The organism is Streptacidiphilus alkalitolerans (assembly GCF_042511045.1).
GTDB lineage: Bacteria > Actinomycetota > Actinomycetes > Streptomycetales > Streptomycetaceae > Streptacidiphilus > Streptacidiphilus alkalitolerans.
Window position 1 is genome coordinate 22,465 of sequence record NZ_JBHEZX010000016.1, and the last position, 17,477, is coordinate 39,941.

Genomic DNA, 17,477 nt, shown 5'->3' on the forward strand with positions numbered 1-17,477 from the left:
TATGGCGGTTCACCACCTGGTCTCCAGGGCGGTGAACCGCCATACCGGTTCCGGCCTGCGCGGCGAGCGGTGCTGCTCCAGCCGGAAGGCCAGCAGCTCCACCCGGTCGCCGACGCCGACGGTCGCGGTGACCTCCAGCACCCCGGGCGCGGGGGACGCGTCGAAGACCCGTCCCAGCACCGGCAGCGCATCGCCCGGGGCCCGCAGCAGGCGGCGTTTGACCAGGGTGCGCACATCGTCGAAGACCTCGTCGGTGGTCAGCGCCGCGAGCTGGTCGCAGACCCGATGCCCGCTGAGGACCTCGACCAGCCGCCGGGCGTAGTGCCCCGCGAGCGCGTTGTCGCGGGTCCTGGTCGGGGCGGAGCCGCAGGCCCGGGGTCGGGCGGCGGTGACCCCGTGCACCCGGCCGACCCGTACCCCGGTGCGCGGCCCCGCGTGGTGCACGGACTGCATGGGCTGCACTGACTGCATGGACGTTTCAACCATGTCGGTTACCCCCGTAACTGGTACACGGTGCTGCTGTACAGGACCTTGGTATCCCGGCCGACCGGCGGGGACAAGCAGCCCGACCGGCCCGGGTCGGGCCCGGCGGAGTTCACCTATCCGAGTGAAGAGACGGCTCTGACCAGCCACAACGCAAAAGCCATCGGCCCCGGGCCGGTAACTCGGCGCAGTCAGAACCCACTCGATCGGTGACTCTCCGCAGCCGCGCCCGCGCCGCCTATGCTGTTCGCAGAATCCCTCCCGCCCCACCGTCACCCGGAGCGCCCCCGATGCGCGTGTACGTTCCCACCACCCTGAACGCCCTCGCGCAGGCGCACGGGACCGGATCCCTCGGCCCCGCGCCGCTGCGGGCCTACGCGGTCACCCCGGCCCTGCGTGAGTGGTACCTGAGCGACGACATCGAGGAGCTGGAGTACGCGGCCCTGGTCCGTGCGGCCCAGTCCTCGCTGCGGCTGCTGGCGGACGACGCGGCGGCCCCGCGGCGCCGGGTGGTGGTGGCCGTGGACGTCCCCGATCACGCGGTGGAGCTGCACAGCGGCGCCGAGCACAGCGACCCGGCCGCCCTGGGCGCGGTGGTGCTGTCCGAGCCGCTGGCGCTGGCGAAGGCCGCCGCCGTGCACGCCGACGCGGACGACACCGAGGTGCGCGAGGACGTCGCCGCCGCCGCGGCGGCGGTCGCCGCGGCCGACGGCGGGGACGAGGACGCCCGCTTCGTGGTGGACGGCGCCGAGGACCACGAGCTGCTCTGGTTCGCCTCCCAGGAGATCCCCGGCCTGCTGGACTGACTGACAGTGCCCCCGGATACGGTGCTGCCATGCGCGTACACATCGTCTGGGACTGGAACGGCACCCTCTTCGACGACATCGAGGCCGTCGTCGCCGCGAGCAATGCCGCGCTGGCGGAGCTCGACCTCCGGCCGCTGACGGTGCAGCAGTACCGCGAGCAGTACCGGGTCCCGGTGGTCGACTTCTACCGGGAGCTGCTGGGCCGGGCGCCGGATCCGGAGGAGTGGCTGCGGATGGACGCCTCCTTCCACCGCCACTACGAGTCGCTCCGCGACGGCTGCGCCCTCACCGCCGGGGTGGAGCCGCTGCTCTCCGACTGGACCGGGCAGGGCAGTTCGCAGTCGCTGCTGTCCATGTACGGGCACGAGGACCTGGTCCCGCTGGTCCGCCGGTTCGGCCTGGAACGGCACTTCGTCCGGGTGGACGGCCGGGTCAGCACCAGCGGGGTGAGCGGCAAGGCCGGGCACCTGGTCCGGCATCTCGCCGCGCTGGGGCCTGAGGTGGCCCCGGCCAGGACCGTGCTGATCGGCGATGTGGTGGACGACGCGCTGGCCGCGGCGCATGTCGGCGCGCACGCGGTGCTGTACACCGGTGGTTCGCATGCCCGTTCAGCGCTCGAGCGGGTGGGTGTGCCGGTCGCCGACACCCTGTCGCAGGCCATTGCATATGCCCAGGAACTGGTCAAATCGTGACAGCATAAGCCGTATGGACGCTGTCACGCAGGTACCGCTGCCGGTGAACGAGCCGATCCAGGGGTACGCCCCGGGCAGCCCCGAGCGGGGCCGGATCGAGGCGAGGCTCGCCTCGATCGCCGGCGAGTACGCCACCCTGCAGATGACCGTCGGCGGGGTGCAGCGGATGGGCGGCGGCGAGCGGATCGAGGTGCCGCAGCCGCACCACCACGCGGCGAAGCTCGGGGTGTTGGGGAACGCGACCCGGGAGGACGTGCAGCTGGCGGTCGACGCCGCGCTGCGGGCCGCTCCGGGCTGGCGCGAACTGTCCTTCGACGACCGGGCCGCGATCTTCCTCAAGGCGGCCGAGCTGCTGGCGGGCCCCTGGCGGGAGACCCTGGCCGCGGCGACCATGCTGGGCCAGTCCAAGACCGTGCAGCAGGCCGAGATCGACGCGCCCTGCGAGCTGGTGGACTTCTGGCGCTGGAACGTGGGCTTCGCCCGGCAGATCATCGAGCAGCAGCCGGTCAGCAGCCGCGGGGTGTGGAACCGCAGCGACCACCGGCCGCTGGAGGGCTTCGTCTGCGCGATCACCCCCTTCAACTTCACGGCCATCGCCGGGAACCTGCCGACCGCCCCGGCGCTGATGGGCAACACCGTGGTCTGGAAGCCGGCCCCGGCGCAGACCCTGTCGGCCTGGTACACCATGCGGCTGCTGGAGGCGGCCGGGCTGCCGCCCGGCGTGATCAACATGGTGACCGGCGACGGCCAGGCGCTGTCCCAGGTCGCCCTGCCGCACCGGGACCTGGCCGGGATCCACTTCACCGGCTCCACCGCCACCTTCCGCCGGCTCTGGCAGACGGTGGGGATGAACATCGGCGGCTACCGCGGCTATCCGCGGCTGGTCGGCGAGACCGGCGGCAAGGACTTCGTGGTCGCCCACCCCAGCGCCGACCCGGAGGTGCTGCGGACGGCGCTGGTCCGCGGGGCCTTCGAGTACCAGGGCCAGAAGTGCTCGGCGGCCTCCCGGGCGTACGTCCCGCGCAGCCTCTGGCGGGCGGTCAAGGACGAGTTCCTGGACCAGGTGCGCGGCCTGGCGGTGGGCGACGTCAGCGACTTCTCCAACTTCATGGGCGCGCTGATCGACGACCGCGCCTACCGGAGGAACCGGGACGCGATCGACCGGGCCGGCAACGACCACAGCCTGGACATCGTGGCCGGGGGCCACTGCGACGACGCCATCGGGTACTTCGTCAGCCCCACTGTGATCATGGTCACCGATCCGCGCCACGAGATCTTCCGCACCGAGTACTTCGGCCCGATCCTGGCCGTGCACGTGTACGAGGACAGCCGCTGGGAGCAGACCCTGGACCAGTTGGAGTCGGTCGCCCCGTACGCGCTGACCGGGGCGGTGATCGCGCAGGACCGGACCGCCATCGCCACCGCGACCCGGAAGCTGCGCTTCGCCGCGGGGAACTTCTACATCAACGACAAGCCCACCGGCGCGGTGGTCGGCCAGCAGCCCTTCGGCGGGGGCCGGGCCTCCGGCACCAACGACAAGGCGGGCTCGCCGCTGAACCTGCTGCGCTGGACCTCGCCCCGCTCGATCAAGGAGACCTTCGTCGCCCCGAGGTAGTCACCACTCCTTGGACAACCCGTACAGCACGGACCAAAGTTCCTGACGCAGTGTGCCGATCCGGCCCCTGACACTGTCATTTACCCCGGTTAGGCTCGCCGTGAAACCTGCGCGGGCGCGGGATTCTCGCCGGGCATTCGCATCCCCAAGCGGACATGCGGGAGGATACGGACAGACTCGGCGGAAAGGCCCGGCCCACGCACACCACCGAGTCACGCAACGGCGCGCGACAGGAGCCAATCAGCCATGCACACCCAGCTGGACGCGGCGAAGGCCGAACTGCTCAGCAAGGCAACAGTCCAGGGAGAACAGGGAGCAGGAATGGGGGCGGAGCTGGGCGAAGAGGCCCTGGCGTCCTACCTCAGGCACTACTACCTGCACACCGCCCCCGAAGACCTGCTCGACCGCGACGCCGTGGACGTCTACGGCGCGGCGGCCTCGCACCACCGGCTGGCGGCGAGACGTCCGCAGGGCAGCGCCGAGGTGCGGGTGCACACGCCCACGGTGGAGGAGAACGGCTGGACCTGCGGCCACACCGTGGTCGAGGTGGTCACCGACGACATGCCGTTCCTGGTCGACTCGGTCACCAATGAGCTGACCCGCCAGGACCGCGCGATCCACGTGGTGATCCACCCGCAGCTGCTGGTCCGCCGCGACATCACCGGCAAACTGCTGGAGATCCTGGACACCGACGTCTGCAGGGCGGCCGGGGCGGAGCAGCCGCCGGACGCGCTGCTCGAGTCCTGGATGCACATCGAGATCGACCGCGAGACCGACCGCGAGGACCTGCGCGCGATCGAGGCCGACCTGCGCCGGGTCCTCGGCGACGTCCGCGAGGTGGTCGAGGACTGGACCAAGATGCGCGACGGCGCGCTGCGGCTCGCCGACGAGCTGTCCGCCGCCCCGCCCAGCCCGCTGCCGTTCCAGGAGGTGGTGGAAGCCGAGGAGCTGCTGCGCTGGCTCGCCGACGACCACTTCACCTTCCTCGGCTACCGCGAGTACGACCTGGTCCAGTCGCAGGACGGCGAGGACGTGCTCTCCGCGGTCACCGGCACCGGCCTCGGCGTGCTGCGCTCGGACCCCCGCGCGCACGCCCACGCCGAGGGCGACCCGATGGCCGGCACCATGGCCTCCGCCTCCTTCGGCCGGCTGGCCGCCCCGGCCCGGGCCAAGGCCAGGGAGAAGAAGCTGCTGGTGCTGACCAAGGCCAACAGCCGCTCCACCGTGCACCGTCCGTCCTACCTGGACTACGTCGGGGTCAAGAAGTTCGACGCGGACGGCAATGTGGTCGGCGAGCGCCGCTTCCTCGGCCTGCTCTCCTCCGCCGCGTACACCGAGTCGGTCACCCGGGTCCCGGTGGTGCGCCGCAAGGTGCAGCAGGTGGTCGCCGAGTCCGGCTTCACCCCGGAGAGCCACGACGCCAGGGACCTGGTCCAGATCCTGGAGACCTACCCCCGCGACGAGCTGTTCCAGACCCACCCCGAGGAACTGCTCCAGGTCGCGCTGAACGTGCTCTACCTCCAGGAGCGCCGCAAGCTGCGGCTGTTCCTGCGCCAGGACGAGTACGGGCGCTACTTCTCCGCGCTGGTCTACCTGCCGCGCGACCGCTACACCACCCGGGTCCGGCTGCGGCTGATGGACCTGCTGATGCGTGAGCTCGGCGGCAGCGCCATCGACTACACCGCCTGGAACACCGAGTCGGTGCTGGCCCGGCTGCACTTCGTGGTCCGGGTCCCGGCCGGGAGCGAACTGCCGGTGCTCAGCGAGTCCGACGTGGAGCGGCTGGAGGCCAAGCTGGCCGAGGCGGCCCGCTCCTGGATGGACGGCTTCCACGAGGTGCTGACCCGGGAGTGCGGCGAGGAGCCCGCGGCCGAGATGTCCCGCCGCTACGCCAACGCCTTCCCCGACGGCTACCGCGCGGACTTCCCCCCGGCCGCCGCGGTGGCCGACCTGCGCCGGCTGGAGTCGCTGACCGGCCCGACCGACTTCCAGCTCAACCTCTACCAGCAGGTGGACGCCGCCGAGGGCGAGCGCCGCTTCAAGATCTACTGGCTGGGCGGCTCGGTCTCGCTCAGCGACGTGCTGCCGGTGCTGCAGCGGCTCGGCGTCGAGGTGCTGGACGAGCACCCGTACGAGCTGCGCCGCGGCGACGGCACCATCGCCTGGGTGTACGACTTCGGGCTGCGGCTGCCGGCCGACATCGCGACCGGGGTGAACGAGGACGCCCGCGAGCGCTTCCACGAGGCCTTCGGCGCGGCCTGGACCGGCAAGGCCGAGAACGACGGCTTCAACTCGCTGATCCTGCGCGCCGGGCTGACCTGGCGTCAGGCGGTGGTGCTGCGCGCCTACGCCAAGTACCTGCGGCAGGCCGGATCGACCTTCTCGCAGGACTACGTGGAGGACGCGCTCACCAACAACGTGCACACCACCCGGCTGCTGGTGAACCTGTTCGAGGCCCGGCTCTCGCCGGCCCACCGCTCCGGCAGCGAGGAGCTCACCGACGGCATCATGGAGGAGCTGGACGGCGCCCTGGACCAGGTGGTCAGCCTGGACGAGGACCGGATCCTGCGCTCCTTCCTGACCCTGATCAAGGCCACCCTGCGGACCAACTTCTTCCAGCGCGACCGGGAGACCGGCGAACCGCACTCCTACGTCTCGATGAAGTTCGACCCGCAGGCCATCCCCGACCTGCCGGCGCCGCGCCCGGCCTACGAGATCTGGGTCTACTCGCCCCAGGTCGAGGGCGTGCACCTGCGCTTCGGCAAGGTCGCCCGCGGCGGCCTGCGCTGGTCCGACCGGCGCGAGGACTTCCGCACCGAGGTGCTGGGCCTGGTCAAGGCGCAGATGGTGAAGAACACCGTGATCGTCCCGGTCGGCTCCAAGGGCGGCTTCGTCGCCAAGCAGCTGCCGGACCCGACGGTGGACCGGGCCGCCTGGCTGGCCGAGGGCATCTCGTCCTACAGGACGTTCATCTCGGGCCTGCTGGACATCACCGACAACCTGCTCCCGGAGCGGGGGGTGGTCCCGCCCAAGGACGTGGTCAGGCTGGACGGGGACGACACCTACCTGGTCGTCGCCGCGGACAAGGGCACCGCGACCTTCTCCGACATCGCCAACGAGGTGGCCGAGTCCTACGGCTTCTGGCTCGGCGACGCCTTCGCCTCCGGCGGCTCGGCCGGCTACGACCACAAGGGCATGGGCATCACCGCCAGGGGCGCCTGGGAGTCGGTCGAGCGGCACTTCCGCGAACTCGGCCACGACACCCAGACGCAGGACTTCACCGTGGTCGGCATCGGCGACATGTCCGGCGACGTCTTCGGCAACGGGATGCTGCTCAGCGAGCACATCCGACTGGTCGCGGCCTTCGACCACCGGCACATCTTCGTGGACCCGACCCCGGACGCGGCCTCCTCCTTCGCCGAGCGCAGGCGGCTGTTCGACCTGCCGCGCAGCTCCTGGGAGGACTACGACAAGAAGCTGGTGTCGGCCGGCGGCGGGGTCTTCCCGCGCAGCGCCAAGTCGATCAACATCACCGCGCCGATGCGCGCGGCGCTGGGCATCGAGGCGGGCGTCTCCCGGCTCACCCCGGCCGAGCTGATGAAGGCGATCCTGCTGGCCCCGGTCGACCTGCTCTGGAACGGCGGCATCGGCACCTACGTCAAGGCGTCGACCGAGAACAACGCCGAGGTCGGCGACAAGGCCAACGACCCGATCCGGGTCGACGGCGGGGAGCTGCGGGTCAAGGTCCTCGGCGAGGGCGGCAACCTGGGCGCCACCCAGCTCGGCCGGATCGAGTTCGCCACCGCCGGCGGCGCGGTCAACACCGACGCCATCGACAACTCGGCGGGGGTGGACACCTCGGACCACGAGGTGAACATCAAGATCCTGCTCAACCGGGTGGTCCTGGACGGCGACCTGACGGTCAAGCAGCGCAACGCGCTGCTCGCCGAGATGACCGACGAGGTCGGCGCCCAGGTCCTGGAGAACAACTACGCGCAGAACGTGGCCCTGGCCAACGCGCTGGCCCAGGCCCCGAGCATGCTGGACGTCCACTCCCGGATGATGCGCAGGCTGGTCGCCGACGGGCATCTGAACCGGGCGCTGGAGTTCCTGCCCAACGGCTCGCAGATCCGCGAGCGGGCCGCGGCCGGGCGCGGGCTGACCCAGCCCGAGCTGTCGGTGCTGCTGGCGTACACCAAGATCACCCTCGCCGACGAGATCCTCGCCTCCGACCTGCCCGACGACGGCTACGTCCAGGGCAAGCTGCACCGCTACTTCCCGCGGCAGCTGCAGGAGCGCTTCGGCGAGCAGATCGACGCGCACGCGCTGCACCGGGAGATCATCACCACGGTGCTGGTCAACGAGACCATCAACCGCGGCGGCTGCACCTTCGCCTTCCGGCTGAAGGAGGAGACCGGGGCCACCTACGAGGAGATCATCCGCTCGCACACCGCGGCCCGGGCGATCTTCGACCTCAAGGGCATCTGGGCCGAGATCGAGGGCCTGGACAACAGGGTCCCGGCCGAGGTGCAGACCCGGATGCGGCTGCACAGCCGCCGCCTGGTCGAGCGGGCCACCCGCTGGCTGCTCAACAACCGGCGCCAGCCGCTGGACATCGCCGAGACCATCGAGGTGTTCAAGGACCGCTGCAACGAGGTCTGGGGCCTGCTCCCGCACCTGCTCCGCGGCTCGGACCGGGAGTGGTTCGACACGGTGTACGAGGAGCTGGCCGGGGCCGGGGTCCCGGCCGACCTCGCGGTCCGGGTGGCCGGGCTCTCCTCGGCCTTCCCGACCCTGGACATCGTCGAGGTGGCCGACCGCACCAAGCAGGACGTCCGCACCGTCGCCGAGCTCTACTACGACCTGGCCGACCGGCTGCAGATCTCCGACCTGCTGGACCGGATCATCGAGCTGCCGCGCGGAGACCGCTGGCAGTCCATGGCCAGGGCCGCGATCCGGGAGGACCTGTTCGCCGCGCACGCGGTGCTCACCGCGGAACTGCTCGGCCACGGCGGGACCGGCGCGACCCCGGAGCAGCGCTTCGGGGCCTGGGCCGGAACAAATGCCACGCTGGTCAACCGGGCCAGGGCGACGCTCGACGACATAAGGGGTGCGGAGTCGTACGACCTCGCGAACCTCAGTGTCGCGATGCGGGTGATCCGTACGCTACTGCGTACCGGAACGATGCGCTGACAATCGTACGTACGAGCACTGCCCGGGCCGCCTCCGCAGCATTCGGAGGCGGCCCGGGTCACGTTCGGATGATGATGGGCGATGAACCCTGTGGGAGCTCTTGGCGTGGCCTCCACCGCAAGTTATGGTCCAATCCTTGCTCGCATGAGCGGTTTTGGTTGCAAAGCCGTTCAACGGGCATCGGGAAATGACAGCGCGGTCGACTTCCCTCAAGGAGGCTTGCAACTTATGCGTAACCAGGTCGGCAGGAACGGCGGGTGGCGCTACCGGCAGGTGCTGGCCGTCGGTGCGGCAGCCTCGCTGGTGCTTCTCGCGGGCTGCTCCAACAGTTCCAGTTCGAAGCCCAAGGCGTCGGGCTCGGCAGCGGCCCTCTCCGGCGACTGCGCCCAGTACCAGGCGTACGCCGGGCACGCGGGCACCAAGGTCACCATGTTCGCGTCCATCCTCAGCCCGGAGTCCGACTCGCTCCAGACCTCCTGGAAGCAGTTCAGTACCTGCACCGGGATCACCATCTCCTATGTCGGCTCCAACGACTTCGAGTCGCAGCTGCCGGTGCGGGTCAGCGGCGGCACCGCCCCCGACCTGGCGATCATCCCGCAGCCCGGCCTGCTCCAGCAGATGGTGAAGACCGGCAAGGTGGTCAAGCCCCCGGCGCAGACGGTCGCCAACGAGGCCAAGTGGTCCGCGGCCTGGAAGACCTACGGCACCGTCGACGGCACCTTCTACGCGGCGCCGATGAGCGCCAACCTGAAGTCGCTGGTCTGGTACTCGCCCAAGGCGTTCAAGGCGGCCGGCTACGCCGTGCCGACCACCTGGGTCGACCTGATGAAGCTGAGCGACACCATCGCCAAGGCCGGGAAGAACAAGCCCTGGTGCGGTGGCCTCGGCTCGGGCACCGCCACCGGCTGGCCGGCCACCGACTGGCTGGAGGAGGTCGTCCTCGGCAAGTACGGCGGCGACACCTACGACCAGTGGATCAGCCACCAGGTCAAGTTCAGCGACCCGAAGATCATCGCGGCGATGAACGTGCTCCAGGGCTGGATGCACAACCCGGCCTGGGTCAACGGCGGTCTCGGCGGGGTCAGCACCATCGCCAGCACCACCTTCCAGGACGCCGGCGCGCCGATCCTCACCGGCAAGTGCTCCATGCTCCAGCAGGCCTCCTTCTACGAGGCGCAGTGGCCCAAGGGCACCAACATCGGCCCCGACGGCGACATCTGGGCGTTCAAGCTGCCGGCCGTCGACCCGTCGGTGACCGACCCGGTCGAGGGCGGCGGCGAGTTCGTGGCCGCGTTCTCCAGCCGGCCCGAGGTGCAGGCTGTGCAGAACTACCTGTCCACCGCCGCCTGGGCCACCGCCCGGATCAAGGTGGCGACCGGATGGGTCTCCGCCAACCAGGGGGTCGATCCGGCGGTCTACACCGACCCGGTCGACCAGCTGTCGGCGAAGTACCTCACCGACCCGTCCGCGACCTTCCGCTTCGACGCCTCCGACCTGATGCCGGCGGCGATCGGCTCCGGCAAGGAGTGGTCCGAGTTCACCGCCTGGTTCGCCAGCAACCAGTCGGTGCAGAAGACGGCGGCGAACATCGACGCCGCCTGGCCGCAGTAGTCATCGCAGTCATCAGCGGGGTGGGGCGGTTCCTGACGGGCCGCCCCACCCCGGCCCCATCCAGTCGAAGAGGAGCTCCACACGCATGTGGGCTGACGCGCTGACCAAGTTCGGCAATGCGGCCGGTGCCATTCTGGTCTTCGTCGCCGTCCTGGTACTGGTCTTCTTCGCGGCGGGCCGGGCCTCCGGCCGCATCGCCAAACCGCTGGCCTCGGTCATCTTCCTGGGACCCGCGCTGGTGCTGCTCGCGGTCGGCCTGGTGATCCCGGCGATCCGGACGATCTACCTGAGCTTCTTCAACGACGGCGCCACCAAGTTCCTCGGCGTGGACAACTACACCTGGGCCTTCACCACCAGCAGTGAGCAGCAGGTGCTGCTCAACACGCTGCTGTGGATCATCGTGGCCCCGGTGGTGACCACGGTGCTCGGCCTGGCCCTGGCGCTGCTGGTGGACCGGTTGAAGCGGCAGGCGCTCTACAAGTCGCTGATCTTCCTGCCGATGGCGATCTCCTTCGTCGGCGCGAGCATCATCTGGAAGTTCGTCTACAACTACCGCGACCCCTCCCAGCCGCAGATCGGGCTGCTCAGCCAGATCTGGCTGTGGCTGGGCGGCAGCCACCCGCCGAACTGGATCCTCTCCCATCCGCTGAACAACTTCCTGCTGATGGCGATCATGGTCTGGGTGCAGACCGGCTTCGCCATGGTCGTCCTCTCCGCCGCCATCAAGGCGATCCCGGACGAGATCACCGAGGCGGCGGTGCTGGACGGGGCACGCGGCTTCGGCCTGTTCCGGCACATCACCATTCCGATGATCCGGAACACCCTGGTCGTGGTACTCACCACGGTCATGATCACGACCTTGAAGCTGTTCGACATCATCCGCACCATGACCGGGGGCAACTTCGGCACCCAGGTCCTGGCCAACGAGATGTACTCGCAGTCGTTCGTGCAGTTCAGCAGGGGCCGGGGGAGCGCGCTCGCCGTGATCCTCTTCATCGCGGTGCTGCCCCTGGTGGGCTACAACATCGTCCAGTTGCGCAGGGAGCGTGCCCACCGATGAGCGACGTGGTCAAGGACCAGCCCCAGGTCGCCACCGGCCCGGCCGGGGCGAAGGCGGTCCGCCGGGCGTTCAGCAGCCCGATCGCCTCCTTCCTGGTCATCCTGCTGACGGTGCTGTGGACCATCCCCACCCTCGGCCTGCTGGTGACCTCGCTGCGACCGGAGAAGGACGTGGCCCAGTCGGGCTGGTGGACCTTCTTCTCGCACCCCGGGATCACCCTGTCCAACTACCACGAGGTGCTGTTCAACGGCGGCTTCGGGGTGGACAACGGGCTGATGCCGTACCTGGTCAACTCGCTGGCGATCACCATCCCGGCCACCGTCTTCCCGCTGGCGCTGGCCTCGATGGCCGCCTACGCGCTGGCCTGGGTGCGGTTCCGGGGCAGCGACGTGATCTTCTTTGTGATCTTCGCGCTGCAGGTGGTGCCGCTGCAGATGGCGCTGGTCCCGCTGCTCCAGCTGTACTCCGGCGGCGCCCACATCGGCAGCGTCACCGTCTTCCCCGGGCTCGGCGTGGGCGAGACCTATGTGCCGGTGTGGATCTCGCACACCATGTTCGCGCTGCCGCTGGCGGTGTTCCTGCTGCACAACTTCATCGCCCAGCTGCCCAACGACCTGATCGAGGCCGCCCGGGTGGACGGGGCGAGCCACTTCCGGGTGTTCCGGTCGATCGTGCTGCCGCTGGCGACCCCGGCGCTGGCCTCGTTCGCGATCTTCCAGTTCCTCTGGGTCTGGAACGACCTGCTGGTCGCGCTCACCTTCACCGGGGGGACGGCGGACGTCTCGCCGATGACGGTCAGGCTGGCCCAGCTGTCCGGCTCCTTCGGCGACCACTGGGAGATCCTGACCGCGGGGGCGTTCATCTCGATCATCATCCCGCTGGCGGTCTTCTTCGGCCTCCAGCGCTACTTCGTCCGCGGCCTGCTGGCCGGCTCGGTCAAGGGTTGACCGCGGATCCTCCTTACAGCAGCGGTGCCACCGGGGTTGCCCCCAGCGTCTCGGAGGCCCGCTGCAGGGCGCTGGCCAGCAGCGCCAGGTCGGTCGGCCCGTTGCCCAGCTCGCGCACCGGGCGGCGCGGCGGCGGGTCGCCCATCGCGGTCCAGTCCAGCGGGGCGACGGTCGGCCGCAGCGTCGCGGTGCGGGGGATCCGGCCGCTGATCCGCGCGGTCTGCAGGGCGGTCACCCCGCCGTCGATGTGCCGGATCCAGCCGCGTCCCGGCCGGTCCTCGGGGACGGTAGCGGCGTCGTCGACATGGATCAGCAGCGAGGACAGCCGGGCGTCGTCGGTGCGCAGCGCGATCCGCAGGTGCGCGGCCTCGTCCAGGTCGGTGCCGCTGCTGCGGTCGGGGCGGCCGGTGCTGACCGCCAGCTGGATGCCGAGCCGGGGCCCGCGGACCGCGACCGCGTCCAGCGCCGCCGCCAGGGCGGCCCGTTCCCGGCCGGGGAGCAGCAGCTCGTCGTGGTCGTCCACGACCACCACCAGGTGCGCCGGGGGCGCGGTGTCCAGGATCAGATGCCCGCCGGGGACGCCGCCCGGCGCGCCGGGCGCGGGGTAGCCGGACGGGTAGTCGTCGTCGGGACGGCGCGGGGGCGCCAGCCGCGCCAGCGCGCGTTCGGCGTGCCAGGAGGCGAACGAGCGCCCCTGGAGCAGCTGTTCGCGCCGGTCCAGCTCGCCCAGCAGGGTCTGCGCGGCGTACAGCAGCCGCAGCTCGTCCGAGCCGTCCACGTAGTCGGTGACATGCGGCAGCTCGGCGCAGGGGCGCAGCCCGGCGGCGGGGTCCGCGGAGGGGCGGCCCTCGATCAGCAGGAAGCCGAGCCGGTCCGGGCGCTCGGCGACGGCCAGCGAGGCCAGCAGGGCGCGCAGCAGCTCGGTGCGCCCCGACCCGGCGGCGCCGCCGATCAGCAGATGGTCCGTCAGTTCCAGTCCGCAGGGCCCCTCGCGGTCGGAACCGACCACGGCGACGGGCAGCGTACCGGTGCCGACCTGGAGCTCGGCCCAGCGTCCGGACAGCCTGGCCGGGGTGACCTGGTCCAGGCCGAGCAGGTCCAGCAGCCGGGGGGTGTCCGGCAGCGCGCCCCGGCCCGGACGGCGGGTGCAGTCCGGTTCGCGCAGCGGGGCCAGGGCCCGGGCCAGGCGCTCGGCCCAGGCCGCGGAGACCGCGTCCAGGGCGATGCCGTCCACCAGTTCCCGGGCCGGGGCGGCGCGGTGCAGCCCGCCGAGGCCGCCGGGGGCGGACGCCGACAGGTGCGGCAGCGGGCGTTCGAGGCTGAGCAGGGTGCCGACCTCGCCGGTGACGGCGGCGGTGGCCCCGCAGCCGGGCGGCAGCAGGTCGGGCCGCTCGGCCAGCAGCAGCAGGTGCACGCCGCCCCTGGCGGGCCCGTGCGCCAGCAGCGTGGCCAGCACGGCGGCGGCCTCGGGGCCGCCGGGGTCGCCGTCCACCACCAGCACGGTGAACCCGCCGGGGCGGGCCGCGGTGGTGGCCTCCAGCTCGGTCAGCCGGGCCAGGGCCTGCTCCGGGTCGAAGGCGGTCAGCAGCCGGCACGGCTGGCCCCGGCCGGGGCGCAGCTGGGGCAGCCAGTGCAGCCAGGACCAGTCCTCGGTCCTGGCCTCGGCCGGCCGGGACGGGTCGGCGGCGACCAGCACCAGCTCCAGCGTGCCGGGGCCGTGCAGCACCGCGAGCTGGGCCAGCAGGGCCCGGGCCAGGCCGGTCAGCCGGGCCCTCGGGCCGGTCAGGCCGAGGCTGCCGGCCGCGCGCAGGTCAAGCACCGCCGGGGCGGCCCCGGGGCCGAGGCTGCCGAGCCGCAGGGCCAGCGCGTCCGGGTGCTCGGGGCCGCGTTCCCACAGCCGGGGGCCCGGGCCCAGGGCGGTGTGCAGCAGTTCGGCCGGGTCGGGCCAGCGGGCGGCGTCGGCGGCTGCGGCGAGCCGGGCCGGGGGCAGCCGCACGCCGTGCGGCGGGGTGGCGCCCCCGCTGCCGCTTCCGGTCCCGCCGACCGCGCTTCCACCGGCCGCGCTGCCGGACGCGCCCGCGCCTTGGCCGGCCGGGCGCGGCGGGGCAGGCGCCGGTTCGGCGGCTCGTCCGGCGGAGCCGGAACGGCCGCGCAGCAGCCGCTCGCCGCCCCGAGCCAGCAGGCTCTTGGCCCGGCCGCCGGGCGGCTTGCCGATCGGTGAGCTGCCGGTGCCGCTGGCGGTGGGGCCGCCGGGCTTGCCGGGGGCGGGCGGCGGACCGCTGTCGGGACGGGCGGCGAGCTGCAGATGGCCCTGCCCGTCCGGCAGCAGTCCGGACGGGGACGGGTCGGTGCGCCGGGAGGAGGCCGCCCGGCGTTCGCCGAGGGCGACCCGCAGGGCCGACTCGCCCAGGGTGACCACCGCGCCCGGCGGCAGCGGCAGCGGCTCGGCGCCGACCGGCGCGCCGTCCAGGGCGGTGCCGTTGGTGGAGCCGAGGTCGGCCAGGGTGACCCGGCCGTCGGCGGAGACGTCCAGGGCCAGATGGAAGCGGGAGACGTCGGGGTCGTCCAGCGGGACGTCGGCCTCGGCCGAGCGGCCGACCCGGACCCGACCAGGCAGCAGCAGGTGGATCCCGCCGGCGTCGGGGCCGCCGACCACCCGCAGCTCGGCGGGGGAGTCGGGGCTCTCGGCCCCGGCGACATGGTCCGGGTCGGGCTCGTCCAGCCGCAGCACCACGCCGTCCAGCAGCGGCGGATGGCCCAGTACCGAGCGCTCGTCGAGCCGTTGGTCACCGGCGAAGAGCAGCACCTGGCCGGCCGAGCGGCTGCCGCGCGGGCCCGGACGCGCCCCCACCGCCCCGGCCAGCGCCCCCGCCACCGCGCCGAGGGTCGTCCCCGCCGGAGCGGTCACCAGCACGTCGGCGATCTGCGCGGGCACCCGGCCGCGGGCCTGGGCCCGCGCCGAGGGCGCGCCGTCGCGCGCCGCGAGAACGCTCAGCCGGATCTGCATCGTCCCTCGGCCCCTTCCGGTTTCGCACCTGCCTGCCCCAACCCCGGTGCTGCATGCATCCTCCCACCCCCCACCGACATGTTGCTCCCGGCACCCTTTCCAGTGATCTTGGGAACTTCCGGCACAGTGCGGGGCGTCCAGCGGGTAGGGGCTTAGTGTGGCCCTGCCCTGCAAAGTGCAGTGCGTGGGTGACGGCACAACGAGGAGCGCACGGGTGCGGCCTGTAGGCAGCAAGTACCTGCTGGAGGAGCCGCTGGGACGCGGTGCCACCGGGACGGTCTGGCGCGCCCGGATCCGGGACGCGTCCGGGGTCGACGGTCTGGGCCCGGAGCAGGTCGCGATCAAGGTCCTCAAGGAGGAACTGGCGACCGACCCCGATGTGGTGATGCGCTTCCTGCGCGAGCGCTCGGTGCTGCTGCGGCTGATCCACCCGAATATCGTCCGGGTCCGCGACCTGGTGGTCGAGGGCGAACTGCTGGCCCTGGTCATGGACCTGGTCGACGGCCCCGACCTGAACCGCTACCTGCGCACCCACGGCCCGCTGAGCCCGGTGGCCGGCGCGCTGCTGATGGCGCAGATCGCCGACGCGCTCGCCGCCAGCCACGCCGACGGGGTGGTCCACCGGGACCTGAAACCGGCCAATGTGCTGCTGGAGACGCTGCGGACGCCCGAGGGCGACGAGCAGATGCACCCGCTGCTCACCGACTTCGGCATCGCCAGGCTCGCCGACTCGCCCGGGCTGACCCGGACCCACGAGTTCGTCGGCACCCCCGCCTATGTCGCGCCGGAGTCGGCCGAGGGACGCCAGCAGACCGCCGCCGTGGACATCTACGGCGCCGGCATCATGCTGTACGAACTGCTGACCGGGCAGCCGCCGTTCCACGGCGACGGACCGCTGCAGATCCTGCAGGCGCACCTCTCGCAGGAGCCGCAGCGCCCGCGCAATGTGCCCGAGCCGCTGTGGACCGTGATCGAGTACTGCCTGCGCAAGGACCCGGCGCAGCGGCCCGACGCGGTGACCCTGGCCACCGCGCTGCGCACGGTCGCCGCGGGCGTCGGGGTGCACGCCGGGTCGGCCCAGATCGAGGCGGCCCTGGCGGTGGGCGCGCTGCTGGTCCCGCGGCTGCCGGCCGGCAACGACCCGACGGTGCCCAACGGGGTGCGCTACGACCCGGGCGCGGCCACGGTGCTCGGTGCGGCGGCGTACCCGTTCGGGGCGGCCGACCCGACCCAGGTGCTGCCGCCGGGGTCGGCCGAGCGCACCCAGCGGATCCCCCCGTCGAACGGGCAGTTCGGGCCGCCGCCGGTGCCCGTCGCCGCCCAGCAGACGCAGCAGGCACCCCAGGCACAGCAGGGCCAGGCGGCGCAGCAGGGCCAGCAGCAGCCGCACCCGTGGGAGGGCCAGCTGCGGGCCGCCCGTACCCGCAACGAGCAGACCAGGGTCGACTACCGCTTCCCGGCCGAGGCCGGACCGCAGCCGCAGGTGGCCCCGCCGCCGTACCGCCCGGCTCCGCCGCAGGCGCAGCCGCCGTACCAGGAGCCGCGTTACCAGGAGCCGGCCCCGGTGCAGCCCGCGCCGCAGGCCCGGCCGCAGCCGGTGTCCCGGCGTTCCGCGCCCCCCGCGCCCGCGCCGCGCCGCGAGCCCGAGCGTGCCCCGGAGCGGGCGCCGGAGCCCGCGCCGCGACGGGAGCGCGAACCGAGGCCGCCGCGCCGTCGGCGCCGCATCCCCGGCGGCGGCTGCCTCCGCGCGCTGCTGGTGCTGGCCGTGATCGCGGCCTGCGTCTGGTACTTCACCCCGGTCCAGGACTGGATCCACCATGTGGAGTCCTGGTGGCACCAGGTGGTCCAGTGGTGGAACGACGTCACCGGCACCGCCGACAAGATCAAGAAGGGCGTCGACAGCGTCCCGACCATCCCGTCGCTGCCCACCCCAAAAGGCTGAACAGTAGCCAGGATTGACGTTTTGTCGACATCTGACCTGCAGTAACCTGCATCCGGTTCCCCCCTGCGGCCCCAACCCGCGTACTTTGGTCGCTGGCACTTGCCCAGGACGCGCCGGTGCC

10 protein-coding genes are annotated in these 17,477 nt (G+C 72.2%); 8 read left to right on the forward strand and 2 right to left on the reverse strand.

Going from position 1 to position 17,477, the window contains the following annotated elements; genetic code table 11:
* Nucleotides 1-9 precede the first annotated feature (9 nt).
* On the reverse strand, nucleotides 10-471 hold the full coding sequence (locus ACEZDG_RS29065; RefSeq protein WP_380515002.1) for an Rv3235 family protein: 462 nt from the start codon (nucleotides 469-471) through the stop codon (nucleotides 10-12).
* Between the two features lie 302 nt (nucleotides 472-773).
* Here ACEZDG_RS29065 and ACEZDG_RS29070 point away from each other — a divergent pair, with 302 nt between their 5' ends.
* From ACEZDG_RS29070 to ACEZDG_RS29100, 7 genes are all read left to right on the forward strand, one after another.
* Nucleotides 774-1,289: a DUF6912 family protein gene (locus ACEZDG_RS29070; protein ID WP_380515004.1), complete on the forward strand. Its 516-nt coding sequence runs from the start codon at nucleotides 774-776 to the stop codon at nucleotides 1,287-1,289.
* Between the two features lie 29 nt (nucleotides 1,290-1,318).
* Nucleotides 1,319-1,981, forward strand: a complete 663-nt coding sequence (locus ACEZDG_RS29075; protein WP_380515007.1) for an HAD family hydrolase — start codon at nucleotides 1,319-1,321, stop codon at nucleotides 1,979-1,981.
* Nucleotides 1,982-1,994: 13 nt separating this feature from the next.
* Nucleotides 1,995-3,596 carry an L-glutamate gamma-semialdehyde dehydrogenase gene (gene pruA / locus ACEZDG_RS29080; protein ID WP_380515009.1) on the forward strand — a complete coding sequence of 534 codons (1,602 nt, stop codon included), beginning with the start codon at nucleotides 1,995-1,997 and terminating at the stop codon, nucleotides 3,594-3,596.
* Between the two features lie 246 nt (nucleotides 3,597-3,842).
* On the forward strand, nucleotides 3,843-8,789 hold the full coding sequence (locus ACEZDG_RS29085) for an NAD-glutamate dehydrogenase (protein ID WP_380515012.1): 4,947 nt from the start codon (nucleotides 3,843-3,845) through the stop codon (nucleotides 8,787-8,789).
* Between the two features lie 228 nt (nucleotides 8,790-9,017).
* Entirely contained in the window at nucleotides 9,018-10,400 is a 1,383-nt protein-coding gene (locus ACEZDG_RS29090) for an ABC transporter substrate-binding protein (protein WP_380515015.1), read from the forward strand.
* 85 nt (nucleotides 10,401-10,485) lie between these two features.
* Entirely contained in the window at nucleotides 10,486-11,460 is a 975-nt protein-coding gene (locus tag ACEZDG_RS29095) for a carbohydrate ABC transporter permease (protein WP_380515017.1), read from the forward strand.
* The gene (locus ACEZDG_RS29100; RefSeq protein ID WP_380515020.1) at nucleotides 11,457-12,407 is read left to right on the forward strand and encodes a carbohydrate ABC transporter permease; all 951 of its coding nucleotides are present in this window, start codon (nucleotides 11,457-11,459) and stop codon (nucleotides 12,405-12,407) included. The genes ACEZDG_RS29095 and ACEZDG_RS29100 overlap by 4 nt, the downstream gene beginning before the upstream one ends.
* Nucleotides 12,408-12,420: 13 nt before the next feature.
* Here ACEZDG_RS29100 and ACEZDG_RS29105 read toward each other — a convergent pair whose 3' ends face one another.
* On the reverse strand, nucleotides 12,421-15,414 hold the full coding sequence (locus tag ACEZDG_RS29105) for an FHA domain-containing protein (protein ID WP_380515023.1): 2,994 nt from the start codon (nucleotides 15,412-15,414) through the stop codon (nucleotides 12,421-12,423).
* A 214-nt stretch (nucleotides 15,415-15,628) separates the two neighbouring features.
* Here ACEZDG_RS29105 and ACEZDG_RS29110 point away from each other — a divergent pair, with 214 nt between their 5' ends.
* Complete coding sequence (locus ACEZDG_RS29110) at nucleotides 15,629-17,356, forward strand: serine/threonine-protein kinase (protein ID WP_380515026.1); 1,728 nt, start codon at nucleotides 15,629-15,631, stop codon at nucleotides 17,354-17,356.
* Nucleotides 17,357-17,477 lie beyond the last annotated feature (121 nt).

Excerpts from the sequence above, each read along its gene's own strand:
- ACEZDG_RS29065 (WP_380515002.1), bottom strand. The coding sequence starts at position 471 with ATGCAGTCAGTGCAGCCCATGCAGTCCGTGCACCACGCGGGGCCGCGC.
- ACEZDG_RS29070 (WP_380515004.1), top strand. The coding sequence starts at position 774 with ATGCGCGTGTACGTTCCCACCACCCTGAACGCCCTCGCGCAGGCGCAC.
- ACEZDG_RS29075 (WP_380515007.1), top strand. The coding sequence starts at position 1,319 with ATGCGCGTACACATCGTCTGGGACTGGAACGGCACCCTCTTCGACGAC.
- pruA (WP_380515009.1), top strand. The coding sequence starts at position 1,995 with ATGGACGCTGTCACGCAGGTACCGCTGCCGGTGAACGAGCCGATCCAG.
- ACEZDG_RS29085 (WP_380515012.1), top strand. The coding sequence starts at position 3,843 with ATGCACACCCAGCTGGACGCGGCGAAGGCCGAACTGCTCAGCAAGGCA.
- ACEZDG_RS29090 (WP_380515015.1), top strand. The coding sequence starts at position 9,018 with ATGCGTAACCAGGTCGGCAGGAACGGCGGGTGGCGCTACCGGCAGGTG.
- ACEZDG_RS29095 (WP_380515017.1), top strand. The coding sequence starts at position 10,486 with ATGTGGGCTGACGCGCTGACCAAGTTCGGCAATGCGGCCGGTGCCATT.
- ACEZDG_RS29100 (WP_380515020.1), top strand. The coding sequence starts at position 11,457 with ATGAGCGACGTGGTCAAGGACCAGCCCCAGGTCGCCACCGGCCCGGCC.
- ACEZDG_RS29105 (WP_380515023.1), bottom strand. The coding sequence starts at position 15,414 with ATGCAGATCCGGCTGAGCGTTCTCGCGGCGCGCGACGGCGCGCCCTCG.